This is a genomic window from Streptomyces sp. NPDC026301, assembly GCF_055567935.1.
In genome coordinates this window covers 212,896-225,069 of sequence record NZ_JBVHPN010000010.1, presented here as the reverse complement: position 1 = coordinate 225,069, position 12,174 = coordinate 212,896, and the positions used below count along the sequence as shown (strand labels likewise).

Here is a 12,174-nt window from a genome sequence, read left to right as displayed (position 1 = left end):
CAAGCGTTCCCTTTATTGCTGTCAACCCGGATTTGGGCGCGCCGCGCCGGAGTGGTTGGCTTGCCCCGCACAGCGCACGAGCAGCGAGCGAGCACCGGAGGGCAGCACACATGGGCCAGGTCGAAGCCACCACGCAGCGGGAGATCGCGGCGAAGCCGGAGGACGTCTTCGACGCGCTCGCGGACTACTCCGGCACCCGCCCGAAGCTGCTGCCCGAGCACTTCAGCGAGTACGAGGTCCGCGAGGGCGGCGACGGCAAGGGCACCCTGGTGCACTGGAAGCTCCAGGCGACCAGCAAGCGCGTCCGCGACTGCCTGCTGGAGGTCGACGAGCCGGCCGACGGGCAGCTCGTCGAGAAGGACCGCAACTCCTCGATGGTGACCACCTGGACCGTCACCCCCGCGGGCGAGAACCGCGCCCGGGTCACCGTCACCACCACCTGGCAGGGCGCGGGCGGCGTCGGCGGCTTCTTCGAGCGGACCTTCGCGCCCAAGGGCCTCGGCCGGATCTACGACGCGATCCTCGCCAACCTCGCGGCGCACGTGGAGAAGTGACGCTCCCAAAGGCTCTGGAGGGCTCACCGGATCGGGTGGTTTTCCGTCGTGCCCGCATGACGTGGGACGCCCGTGGTCCGGGAGCTAAAGCCCTGATGAGGGCCTGATACGGCGCTCCCGTAAGGCCGTTGAAGGCGGTCCCGCCCCGAACGCTCCGATTCCTCACGCTTGATCGCAGTTGTCGCCCGATGCGAGAACAGGGCGCGGCACAGGCGTGACGAGGGGAGCAGCACGTGGGCGGGACCATCCTGGCGGAGCCGGACGAGAGGTCGGGTCCGCCGGCGTCCGGAGCGGTGACGGCCGTACCGGACACCGGCGGCCCTCCGGAGCCCGGTCACGCGCCTGAGCGGCCCGGACCCCGCCGCTTCCGCCCGGTACTGCTCCTCGGCCTGCTCCCCGCGCTGCTGCTCGCGGCGCTCGGCCAGACGATCGTCGCCGCCCCGCTCCCGGAGATCGCGGGCGCACTGCGCGCGCCGGACCGGATGTCCTGGGCGGTGACGTCGTACCTCCTCGCCGCGGCCGTCGGCCTGCCGCTCCTCGGCAGGCTGGGCGACCACCTGGGCCGCAAGCCGGCCCTCCTCCTCGCGCTCCTGGTCTTCATCGCCGGCGCTGCGTCGGCCGGCCAGGCGCGCACGATGGGCGAACTGACCGCCTTCCGCGCGGTCCAGGGCTTCGGCGCCGGTGGCGTCATGGCCGGCGTACAGGCCGCCCTCGCCGCACTCGTGCCACCGCGCGCACGCGGTCGCGCCCTCGGGCTGGCCGCTGCCGTCTTCGGGCTCGCCGCCGTCGCGGGCCCGGTGCTCGGCGGCCTCCTCGCCGACCACGCCTCCTGGCGCTGGTGCTTCACCCTCAACGTCCCTGTAGGGGCAGCCGTCTTCCTCGTCCTCGCCGTCGCGCTGAGGCTGCCCCGGGCGGCCCGCCGCCCGCGGCCGGACATCCTCGGCGTCCTGCTGCTCGCCGTCCTCGCCGCCTGCCTTGCCCTGCTGGTCAGTTGGGGCGGTACGTCGTACGCCTGGGACTCGCGCGTCGTCCTCGGGCTCGGCTGCGGCGCGCTCGGCAGCGCCCTGCTCTTCGTGGCCGTCGAACACTTCGCCGCCGAACCGATCCTGCCGCTCGGCCTCCTCCGCGACCCGGTCTTCCGCGTCACCGGCCCGGTCGGCGCCGTCCTCGGCATCGCCCTCCACGGGGCCGCAGGCCACATCCCGGCCTTCCCGCACGCGGCCGGCGGCGCCTCGGCCACCGGGGCGGGGCTGCTCATGCTGCCCATGACCTGCGCCGCCGTGCTCGCCGCCGCCGTCGCGGCCCGCCTCATCGGCCGTACCGGACACCACCGGGTCTTCGCCGTACTGGGCTGCGCGCTGGCCGCCGAGGGCATGTGGCTGCTGTCCCATCTGCGCGCCGACACCGGCCGCGCCACGTACGGCCTCTGGACGGGCATCCTCGGCCTCGGTCTCGGCTTCGTCCTGGCCGTCCTCGCGCACGCCGTACGGCGCTCCGCACGGCGTACCGGCCGCACCACCACCCCCGGCGCCTACGTCCGGCAGCTCGGCGGCAGCGCCGGCGTAGCCGTCCTGGTGGCCGTCCTGGCCGCCGTCCTGGCCGAGCGCGCGGCCCGCCCCCTCACCGTGCCGGGCCCGCTGCACGACGGCCCCGTCGCCGCGTACCTCCAGGCCGTGCCCGGCACCTTCCGTTACCTCGTGCCCGTGCTCCTCATCGGGCTCCTGCTCGCCTTCTTCCTCAAGGAGAACCCCCTGGTGACCCACGCTCCCCACTCCCCGCACGGCCCGCACAGCACACTCGGTGAGGGGAGCGCGGAGGCCGTCGCGACCGTCCCCGCCGCCCGCACCGCGCCCGCCGCGGCGCCGTACACCCCGGCCGGCGTCCCGGTCTGCGGCACCGTGCAGCACCACGACGGCTCCGTCGTCCCGCGCGCCGCGCTCACCCTCATCGACGTCTCCGGCCGGCAGATCGGACGCGGCGCGACCGGCGAGGACGGTCGGTACGCGCTGAGCACCCCGGGCACCGGCGCCTACGTACTGATCGCGTCGGCCGGCGGCCACCAGCCGCAGGCCGTCAGCGTCACGGTCGGGGACCGGCCCGTCGACCTGGACGTGGTGCTGGGCGGCGCGGGACGGCTCGCGGGCACGGTCACCACGGCCGACGGCACGCCCGTGCGCGACGCCATGGTGACGCTGACGGACGTGCGCGGCGAGGTCGTGGCGACGACGCGCAGCGGGCGCGAGGGCGGGTACGTGATCGGCGAGCTGGTGGCGGGGGAGTACACGCTCGCCTCCAGCGCCCCCGCGTTCCGGCCCGCCGCGCTCCCGGTGACCGTCCAGGCGTCCCGCGAGACCCGGCAGGATGTCGAGCTGGCAGGCGGCGCCGTGCTGCGCGGTACCGTACGGGCCGGTGGCGGGCGGCCCGTTGAGGACGCCCGGGTCACGCTCCTGGACGCGGGCGGCAATGTCGTGGACACCGCGACCACGGGGCCTGACGGCCTGTTCCGGTTCGTGGACCTGGCGGCCGGCGAGTACACCGTCATCGCCGCGGGCTATCCGCCGGTCGCCACGGTCCTCCAGGTCGCGGGCGGCGGCCGCACGGAACGCGATCTCCAACTGGGGCACGAGGACTGACCCCTGGGCCGATGGGCGCTTCTGAGGGCGCGGCCGGGTGCGCTCACGGCCGCGCGTACTCCCGGAGTGCACGCGCATCCGCGGCGCGCACGAGGCGGAAATATGCACCCTCGTGCGTCCGCGGCCACCGCGCGGCGCTCCTTTCCGCTACGGTCCCGTGCCCATGGACGACCGTCGTCCATGGGGCCACAGGGAGGGCTGCGCAGTGCTGAGCGAGCACGTTCGTCCGGGAGTAATGCGAGGCAGCACGGCCTGTGCCCCGGGTGCCGCACTTCGTGGAATGCGCCCCGCCGGGCAGCGTGTGGCCGTACCGTGGTAGCGGGACGCAGATCATGCGTACGCGTACGAAGGAGCAACCGCCCATGGAGCGTGGCCCGTCGCACGGCGACGACATGGTGAGCGCGGCACCAGGGGTGCCCGCGCCGCGGGACCCCGAGCCCGGCCGGATCCCCCTGGCCGTCGTCGTGGTCGACGCCCGCGGTCTGGTGTCCCACTGGAGCCGGGGCGCACGCCGGCTCTTCGGCCCCTCGCGCGAGGAGGCGGTGGGCGCGCCCGCCGTGGACCTGATGCCCGTCTCGGGCGCGCTCGGTTCGGACGAATGGCACAGCGCGGACGGCGCCGAGGACCCGCACGGCCCCGACCTGGAGTCCGCGCTCGGCGGCGAGACGTCGTATCCACGCGCCGGACGGGCCCGTACGACGGACCCGGAGCGCGGCCGCGTCGACCTGCTGTGGTGGGCGTATCCCCTGGTCGGACCGGGGGACGAGCGGCTGCTCGTGCTGGCGGCCGACGCCGGTCAGCTGCACGGCGAGAGCGCGGAACAGGACGCGCGGGACCGCGAGCGATTCGCGCCAGGTTTCGCGCTGCACACGGACTTCCCCGGCTCCCACGACCTGGCCCGGCGGCTGCCCGAGATCCTGCCGAGCATGAGCCCGCAGGAGAGCGCCCGCATCGTCTCCCAGGTACTCGAACTGGGCTATCCCGTACTGGAGATCAGCCAGCAGGAGCGCTTTCCGGTCACGCCCGACTGGGGCGTGCCCCGGCGCGTCGAGCGGCGGGCGCGGCTGCTGCGCACCGCCGCCGAGGCCGCCGACCCGCAGACCGCCGCGGCGGCCGCCGCCGAGCTGGAGTCCGACCTCGAATACGCCGCGGTCCGCGAGCGCCTGGAGTTCCTGAACGAGGTCTCGGGCCGCATCGGTTCCTCCCTCGACCTGGCCCGCACGATCCAGGAGGTCAGCGAGGCGGTCGTACCGCGCTTCACCGACGTCGCCGGCACGTATCTGCGCGAGCAGGTCATCGCCGGCGAGGGCTTCCCCGACGGTCCGCCGGACAGCACGACCATGTGGCACCGCGTCGCGGTGGAGCACAACGACGAGCCGGGCCGCTGGGACGACGTGGTGCCGGTCGGCGAGTCCATGCCGTTCCCCGCCCACACGCCGTTCTTCCAGTGCATGACCAGCGGCCAGCCCGTGCTGATCCCGCGGATCAGCGAGGAGATGGGCAACGCCATCGCGGCGCAGTTCGAGAAGCGCGACATCAGCCCGCTGATCAACCTGCGCTCCATGCTGGTCGTGCCCCTGAAGGCGCGGAACGTCGTACTGGGCTTCATGATCCTGCTGCGCCACCCGGAGCGTACGGAATTCAACGACATGGACCGGGTCACGGGCGCCGAACTGGCCGCCCGCGCGGGCCTCGTGCTCGACAACGCCCGCATGTACACGTACCAGGAGAACGTCGCGGAGACGCTGCAGGACAGCATGCTCCCGCACATCGAGCCCCGGATGGCGGGCTGCGACACCGCCACCCGCTATCTGCCCGGCACCCGCCTCGGCCGGGTCGGCGGCGACTGGTTCGACACGATCAAGCTGCCCGGCTCCCGTACGGCGCTGGTGGTCGGCGACGTCATGGGGCACGGCCTCAACTCCGCCGCGATGATGGGCCAGTTGCGTACGGCCGTGCAGACGATGGCCGCCATCGACATGCAGCCGGCGCAGCTGCTGCGCAGCCTGGACGACCTCGCCCAGCGCCTCGGCGACAACTACCTCGCGACGTGTCTGTACGTCGTCTACGACCCGATCGAGTCCCGGCTGACCATCGCCAACGCCGGGCACATCCCACCGGTGATCGTGCGCGCCGCCGACGGCCGCAGCGAGCTGCTCGACCTGCCGACGGGCGCGCCGATCGGCGTCGGCGGCGTGCCGTTCGACGCGGTGACCGTGCCCGTCGCGCCCGGCGACCGGCTGGTGCTGTGCACGGACGGGCTGGTCGAGGTGCGGGGCGAGGACATCGGCGTCGGGCTCGCGGCGCTCGCGGAGTCCGCGGCGCACCCGGCCGCCTCCATGGACGAAGCCTGCGACACGATCATCCGCGCGCTCGCGACGACGTTGAACCAGGGCCGGGGCGGCCGCAAGGACGACGTGGCGCTGCTGATGGCCCGGCTGAACGGCATCGAGCGCGCGGACGTCGCGGAGTGGCGGCTGCCGATAGCGGCCGAGGAGGTCTCCCGGGCCCGGAGGCTGGTCCGCGGCCAACTGGCCGCCTGGGGCCTGGAGTCCGCGGCAGACACCGCCGAGCTGCTGGTCAGCGAGGTCGTGACCAATGCCGTACGGCACGCCCACACCCAGCACGTCGTGTTGCGCCTGGTGCGTACGGACGCGCTGCTGTGCGAGGTGTCGGACGACGACCACAGCCTGCCGCAGCTGCTGAGCGTGGGTGACGAGGACGAATTCGGGCGCGGGCTGCGGGTGGTGAGCCGGCTGGCCCATGAGTGGGGTACGAGCCGGACGTCCACGGGCAAGACGGTGTGGTTCGAACAGTCGCTGCCGCGCGTGCGACGCGCATCACGCTAGCGGGTGCGACGCGCATCACGTTCGAACATTGGGTGAAACAGCGGCTATCACTCCTGAAAGAACCGTTACCACTCTTGCGGCCTGCCGAGCGTCGGCAGTAGCAATTGGCCATGAGCGCATCGAGCCACGATCCGACGGCATGGGAAGGCTTCTGGCGCGATGCGCCGACGGGCGAGGGCGAGGTCTTCTGGGACACCGCACCGTCCCTGGCGGTCGCCCGCCATCTCCCGCTCTTCGCCGAGCACTTCGACCCGGCGCTGCCGGTGATCGATCTGGGCTGCGGGAATGGTACGCAGACCCGCTTCCTGGCCGGACAGTACCCACGCGCGATCGGTATTGACGTCTCGGCGTCCGCAATTGATCGGGCCCGTAGGGAGGACCCTGACCGGGTGGCCGAATTTCGCCAGGTGGACGCGGCGGACGCCGGGCAGATACGGGCGCTGCACGAGGACGTGGGCGAGGCGAACGTCTACATGCGCGGCGTCCTGCACCAGTGCGCCCCCGAGGACCGGCCGCGCATCGTCGAGAACATCGCCCGCCTCCTCGGCAAGCACGGCCGGCTCTTCCTCGTCGAGCTGTCCGAGGACGCCAAGGACGTCCTGATGGCCCTGGCACAGCGCCCCGAGGGGCCCCCGGCCAGGATCCGCGCGATCTTCTCCCACGGCATCGCGCCCGCCGAGATGCCCGACGGCGTCATCCCGGAGCTGCTGGCCGGCCAGGGCCTGGAGACGGCCGGCTCCGGCCGCCTCCCGCTGATCACCACCGAGATCCGTCCCGACGGCACCCCGGTCGAGGTCCCCACCAACTGGCTGGTGGCGAGACCGCGGGTGGCGTGAGAGGCCGCCTCCGCCGGGCGGCGGCACGCGCGTCTCCTCGGCCCGGGGTCTGTGCCCCGCGCACGACACGCACTACTTTTGGGCACAGCTTCCTACGGTGGATCGGTGGATCGGTGGGCCGGTGGCCGGTGAGCCGGTGGATCGGTGGTCCTACTGGAGACGACGAGGTTCGGGACGCCCATGTCATCAGTGCGCAGTGACCTCCGGCAGCGCAGAGCCGCGCTGGAGAGCGAATGGTCCCGCTGGGTTCCGGAGCTGCGCGCGGCCCGGCGGGCGCTGGACGGGAAGGCGCCGCTGCGCCCCGAGGTGACCGACTCCTGGGTCCGCTCGCTGCACACGGTGGACCCCGGCGTCGGCAGCGCCCCGGTCACCGACGGCGGCGAGGTACGCCCCCGCTGGGCCGACTCCCCGCTGCGCCGCCCGGTCAGCGATCTCGCGGACGAGCTGAACAGCATCGCGGACGACGCGGGCTTCGTCGCGGGCGTCACCGACGAGTCCGGCACGCTGCTGTGGACCTGCGGCGGCCGCGTCATGCGACGCCGCGCCGAGCAGGTCAACTTCGCGCCCGGCGGCCGCTGGGACGAGACCGCCATGGGCACCAACGCCCTCTCCCTCGCGCTGCGCACCGGCCGCCCCAGCGCCGTCTTCTCCGCCGAGCACCTGGTCGCCGCGCTGCACGGCTGGGCCTGTTACTGCGCCCCGATCCACGCCCCCGACGGCCGCATCCTCGGCGTCCTGGACCTCTCCACCACCTGGGACCGCTCGCATCCGCTGGCCATGTCGACCGTCCGCAGTCTGGTGTCCACGATCGAGACCCGGCTCCGGGCCGATCTCGGCGGGCGGCAGCGAAGCGGTACGGATGCGAACAGCGCGGCCGGCGTACGGCTGACCTGCCTCGGCGCCGAGGAGGCCGTGCGCGCCGGCGCCCGGCTGCGGCTGCGCCCCCGCCAGCTGGAGATCCTCACCCTGCTCGCGCTGGAACCCGCGGGCTACACCCCCGAACGGCTGCGGGACGCGCTGTACGGCGAACGCCCGGTGACCGCCTCCACCTTCAAAGCGGAGGTCTCCCACCTGCGCCGCGCCCTCGGCGGCGCGATCACCACCCGCACGTACACCCTGACCACCCCGCTCGCCTGTGACGCCGTCCAGGTACTGCGGGCACTGGAGGCGGGCGACACCGACGCCGCACTCGCCCGCTACCGGGGCCCGCTGCTGCCGCACTCCGAGGCGCCGGGCATCCTCGCCTGGCGCGAGCACCTGGAGGTCGCCGTCCGCGAGGCCGTCCTGACCAGCCCCGTACCGGAGCACGCCCTCACCTACGGCGCACGCGCCCCGCACGACGCCGAGATCCACCAGCACGCGCTGCGCGTCCTGCCCCCGCACGACCCCCGCCGCGCCCTCGCGGCAGGCCGCCTGAGCACAGCACTCCGCGACTGACGCCAACCTTTCGCCAACCTCACCGCGTGAGGGTGTGCCGCACCCGCATCCGTACTCCCCGAGGAGCGCCGACAATGGTGTACGCGCAGCCCGGTACAGAAGGCAGCATCGTCAGCTTCAAGCAGCGTTACGACAATTTCATCGGCGGCGACTGGGTCGCCCCGGTCAAGGGCCAGTACTTCGACAACCCCTCGCCGGTGGACGGCCGGACGTTCACCCAGGTCGCGCGGTCCACGGCGGCCGACGTCGACCTCGCGCTGGACGCCGCGCACGCGGCGGCCGCGAAGTGGAGCCGCACCTCGACCACGGAGCGGGCCAACATCCTCAACAAGATCGCCGACCGCATCGAGGAGCATCTCGAGAAGCTCGCGGTCGCCGAGACCTGGGAGAACGGCAAGCCGGTCCGCGAGACCCTGGCCGCCGACCTGCCGCTGGCCGTGGACCACTTCCGCTACTTCGCGGGCGCCGTGCGCGGCCAGGAAGGGTCGATCTCGGAGATCGACGCCGACACCGTCGCGTACCACTTCCACGAGCCGCTCGGCGTGGTCGGCCAGATCATCCCGTGGAACTTCCCGCTGCTGATGGCCACCTGGAAGCTCGCGCCCGCCCTCGCGGCCGGCAACTGCGTGGTCATCAAGCCCGCCGAGCAGACCCCCGCCAGCATCCTGGTCCTCATGGAGCTGATCGCCGACCTGCTGCCGCCGGGCGTGGTCAACGTCGTCAACGGCTTCGGCGTGGAAGCCGGCAAGCCGCTGGCGTCCAGCCCGCGGATCGCCAAGGTGGCGTTCACCGGCGAGACCACGACCGGGCGCCTGATCATGCAGTACGCCAGCGAGAACATCATCCCGGTCACGCTGGAGCTGGGCGGCAAGAGCCCGAACATCTTCCTGCCCGATGTGATGGCCGCCGACGACGACTTCCTGGACAAGGCCGTCGAGGGCTTCGTGATGTTCGCGCTGAATCAGGGCGAGGTCTGCACCTGTCCGTCCCGCGCCCTGATCCACGCCTCGATCTACGACGAGTTCATGGCCCGCTGCGTGGAGCGGACGAAGGCCATCACCAGCGGCAGCCCGCTCGACCCGGCGACCATGATCGGCGCGCAGGCCAGCAACGACCAGTTCGAGAAGATCCTCTCCTACATCGACATCGGCAAGAAGGAGGGCGCCGAGCTGGTCACCGGCGGCTCCTCGCGCACCGTGCCCGGCCACGAGGGCGGCTACTACATCGAGCCGACCATCTTCCGCGGCACCAACGACATGCGGATCTTCCAGGAGGAGATCTTCGGCCCGGTCGTCTCGGTCACCACGTACGACTCGGTCGACGAGGCCCTGAAGATCGCCAACGACACGCTGTACGGCCTGGGCGCCGGCGTCTGGTCCCGGGACGGCAACACCGCCTACCGCCTCGGCCGCGAGATCAAGGCGGGCCGGGTGTGGACCAACTGCTACCACGCGTACCCGGCGCACGCGGCGTTCGGCGGGTACAAGAATTCCGGCATCGGCCGCGAGAACCACAAGATGATGCTCGACCACTACCAGCAGACCAAGAATCTGCTGGTCAGCTACTCGGCGAAGAAGCTCGGGTTCTTCTGATGGGCGGCCTCACCCGACGCGTCGACCTGACGCCGGCCGCCGAGGATCTCGTGCGCCGGCTGACGGAGACCCACGGTCCGGTGATGTTCCACCAGTCCGGCGGCTGCTGCGACGGCAGCGCCCCGATGTGCTACCCGCGCGGTGAGTTCCGGGTCGGCGGCGCCGACGTCCTCCTCGGTCACGTCTTCGGCGACGACGTGCCCTTCTGGATGAGCGCCGACCAGTACACCTACTGGCGGCACACCCACCTCACCGTCGACGTGGTGCCGGGCAGGGGCAGCGGCTTCTCGCTGGAGGCCCCCGAGGGGGTCCGCTTCCTCATCCGCTCCCGGCTGCTCACCGACGAGGAGCTGGCGCACATCGACGCCGAGCCGCCGCTCCCCACGGGAGCCGACACGTCCGGCTGAGAGCCCGCCTTCGTACGCGGCCGCGCGCCTTCGGGCCGCGCGGCCGCGTACGTGGTGTGCGTACGTCACGCGGGCAGCGGACGTTCGTACACGACGTGCTTCATCACGAGCGTGGAGCTGAGCCGCTGCACGCCCGGGAGCGTCGCCAGCTTCTCGTCGTAGAGCCGCTGGAAGGCCGGCAGGTCGGCGCTGACGATGCGCAGCAGGTAGTCGGGGTCGCCGAAGAGGCGCTGCGCCTGCAGCACCTGGGGGATGTCCGCGACGGCCTCCTCGAAGGCGGAGACGGTACTGCGGTCCTCCTGGCGCATGGTCACGAAGACGAGCGCCTCGAACTTCAGCCCGACCGCCTCGGCGTCCACGACCGCGCGGTAGCCGTGGATCGCGCCGCTGCGCTCCAGCTCCCGCAGCCGGCGGTGGCACGGCGAGAGGCTGAGCCCCACCCGGCCCGCCAGCTCCGTGAGGGTCAGCCGCCCGTCCTCCTGCAGCTCGGAAAGGATCTTCCGGTCCATGTCGTCCATGGGGAGAATCCTTCCACAGGAAGCCCGCTGAGCAGCAATGTTTGGAAACACTTTCTGACACATCGCGACTATTCTTCTCAGGGAAAGCCGCACGACAGCAAAGAACTGAGAGAACCGCTCCATGGCCGCCAGCTCCATAGCCGCCTTCTGGGCCGTGTCCGCTCTCCTCGTCCTCGTACCGGGCGCGGACTGGGCGTACGCGATCACCGCCGGTCTCCGTGACCGGTCCGTCCTCCCGGCGGTCGGCGGCCTGCTGCTCGGCTATGTGGGACTCACCCTGGTGGTGGTCGCCGGCCTGGCAGCCGTGGTCGCGAGCAATCCGGCGGTACTCACCGCCCTGACGGTGCTCGGCGCCCTGTACCTGATGTGGCTCGGCGTCATGACACTGGTCCGGCCCGCGGCGCCCGCGTCGGCCGACGTCCCCGCCGACGCGGCCCCCGGAGCCAGGCTCCTCAAGGGCGCCGGCATCAGCGGACTCAACCCCAAGGCGCTGCTGCTCTTCGTGGCGCTGCTCCCGCAGTTCGCCGCCGCCCACGACAGCGGCAACGGCTGGCCGCTGGCGGCGCAGATCGCCGTACTGGGTCTGGTGCACATGGCCAACTGCGGAGCGGTCTACACGGGCGTCGGCGTGCTGGCCCGTACCGTCCTGCGCGCCCGGCCGGTCGTCGCCCGCGCTGTCACCCGCGTCTCGGGCGTCGCCATGCTCGCGATCGGCGCCCTGCTGCTGGTGGAGCGACTGACCGCCTGACCGCCTGAGCGAGGCGCGCATCGGCCACCGTCAGGCCGTGAAGCGCCGGACGTACCGCTTCTGCCACGGCGTCTCGACCGCATGGCGGTCATAGTTCCGGCGGACGAACTCCACCGCACGCTCCGGCGGTACGCCGTCCAGTACGGCGAGGCACGCCAGCGCCGTCCCCGTGCGCCCCCGGCCGCCGCCGCAGGCGAACTCGACCCGTTCGGCCCCGGCCCGGTCCCACGCCTCGCCGAGCGTCGCGCGGAGCTGCCGTCCGTCGCTGGGCAGCCAGAAGTCCGGCCAGCGCAGCCACCGCGCCTCCCAGGGCACCTCGGGCGGCTCCTTGCCGAGCAGATACACGGCGTACGACGGCACCGGCCCCGCCGGCATCGGCCGCCGCAGCCCGCGCCCCCGCACCAGCCGCCCTGACGGCAGCCGCAGCACCCCTGGACCGCCCTCGCTCCACGTCTCGTTCACCCACTCACCGTACTGGCGCGAGTCGCCCCGCGGGCGGTGCTCGCGGCCTTCGCCGCACGGCTCCGGGGACCGCCATCGGTCTGGACCTCCGGAGTTATCCACAGGCATGGTCGGAGCCTGCGCGGTCGCGTAACGTGC

At 72.7% G+C, this 12,174-nt stretch carries 10 protein-coding genes; 8 read left to right on the top strand and 2 right to left on the bottom strand.

What is annotated here, in order from left to right; translation table 11 throughout:
* Positions 1-110 precede the first annotated feature (110 nt).
* From ACZ4MH_RS19710 to ACZ4MH_RS19680, 7 genes are all read left to right on the top strand, one after another.
* Positions 111-554, top strand: a complete 444-nt coding sequence (locus ACZ4MH_RS19710; RefSeq protein ID WP_351596617.1) for an SRPBCC family protein — start codon at positions 111-113, stop codon at positions 552-554.
* Positions 555-787: 233 nt separating this feature from the next.
* On the top strand, positions 788-3,187 hold the full coding sequence (locus tag ACZ4MH_RS19705; protein ID WP_351596620.1) for an MFS transporter: 2,400 nt from the start codon (positions 788-790) through the stop codon (positions 3,185-3,187).
* A 362-nt stretch (positions 3,188-3,549) separates the two neighbouring features.
* Positions 3,550-6,036 carry an ATP-binding SpoIIE family protein phosphatase gene (locus tag ACZ4MH_RS19700; RefSeq protein WP_467754595.1) on the top strand — a complete coding sequence of 829 codons (2,487 nt, stop codon included), beginning with the start codon at positions 3,550-3,552 and terminating at the stop codon, positions 6,034-6,036.
* 110 nt (positions 6,037-6,146) lie between these two features.
* Entirely contained in the window at positions 6,147-6,872 is a 726-nt protein-coding gene (locus ACZ4MH_RS19695) for a class I SAM-dependent methyltransferase (RefSeq protein ID WP_351596623.1), read from the top strand.
* Positions 6,873-7,052: 180 nt separating this feature from the next.
* Positions 7,053-8,309: a GAF domain-containing protein gene (locus tag ACZ4MH_RS19690; RefSeq protein WP_351596626.1), complete on the top strand. Its 1,257-nt coding sequence runs from the start codon at positions 7,053-7,055 to the stop codon at positions 8,307-8,309.
* 74 nt (positions 8,310-8,383) lie between these two features.
* The gene (adh, locus tag ACZ4MH_RS19685) at positions 8,384-9,901 is read left to right on the top strand and encodes an aldehyde dehydrogenase (protein ID WP_351596629.1); all 1,518 of its coding nucleotides are present in this window, start codon (positions 8,384-8,386) and stop codon (positions 9,899-9,901) included.
* Complete coding sequence (locus tag ACZ4MH_RS19680; protein WP_351596632.1) at positions 9,901-10,308, top strand: DUF779 domain-containing protein; 408 nt, start codon at positions 9,901-9,903, stop codon at positions 10,306-10,308. The genes adh and ACZ4MH_RS19680 overlap by 1 nt, the downstream gene beginning before the upstream one ends.
* A 65-nt stretch (positions 10,309-10,373) precedes the next feature.
* On the opposite strand, the gene ACZ4MH_RS19675 is transcribed toward ACZ4MH_RS19680, so the two are convergent.
* Entirely contained in the window at positions 10,374-10,826 is a 453-nt protein-coding gene (locus ACZ4MH_RS19675; RefSeq protein ID WP_351596635.1) for an Lrp/AsnC family transcriptional regulator, read from the bottom strand.
* A 121-nt stretch (positions 10,827-10,947) separates the two neighbouring features.
* Between ACZ4MH_RS19675 and ACZ4MH_RS19670 the strand changes: the two genes are divergently transcribed.
* A complete protein-coding gene (locus ACZ4MH_RS19670) occupies positions 10,948-11,574 on the top strand; it encodes a LysE family translocator (protein WP_351596637.1) in 627 nt (208 codons plus the stop codon).
* A gap of 30 nt (positions 11,575-11,604) precedes the next feature.
* Here ACZ4MH_RS19670 and ACZ4MH_RS19665 read toward each other — a convergent pair whose 3' ends face one another.
* Positions 11,605-12,036: a phosphatase domain-containing protein gene (locus ACZ4MH_RS19665; RefSeq protein WP_351596639.1), complete on the bottom strand. Its 432-nt coding sequence runs from the start codon at positions 12,034-12,036 to the stop codon at positions 11,605-11,607.
* Positions 12,037-12,174: the final 138 nt, after the last annotated feature.

Coding starts and splice junctions, on each gene's coding strand:
- ACZ4MH_RS19710 (WP_351596617.1), top strand. CDS start 111: ATGGGCCAGGTCGAAGCCACCACGCAGCGGGAGATCGCGGCGAAGCCG.
- ACZ4MH_RS19670 (WP_351596637.1), top strand. CDS start 10,948: ATGGCCGCCAGCTCCATAGCCGCCTTCTGGGCCGTGTCCGCTCTCCTC.
- ACZ4MH_RS19680 (WP_351596632.1), top strand. CDS start 9,901: ATGGGCGGCCTCACCCGACGCGTCGACCTGACGCCGGCCGCCGAGGAT.
- adh (WP_351596629.1), top strand. CDS start 8,384: ATGGTGTACGCGCAGCCCGGTACAGAAGGCAGCATCGTCAGCTTCAAG.
- ACZ4MH_RS19700 (WP_467754595.1), top strand. CDS start 3,550: ATGGAGCGTGGCCCGTCGCACGGCGACGACATGGTGAGCGCGGCACCA.
- ACZ4MH_RS19695 (WP_351596623.1), top strand. CDS start 6,147: ATGAGCGCATCGAGCCACGATCCGACGGCATGGGAAGGCTTCTGGCGC.
- ACZ4MH_RS19690 (WP_351596626.1), top strand. CDS start 7,053: ATGTCATCAGTGCGCAGTGACCTCCGGCAGCGCAGAGCCGCGCTGGAG.
- ACZ4MH_RS19675 (WP_351596635.1), bottom strand. CDS start 10,826: ATGGACGACATGGACCGGAAGATCCTTTCCGAGCTGCAGGAGGACGGG.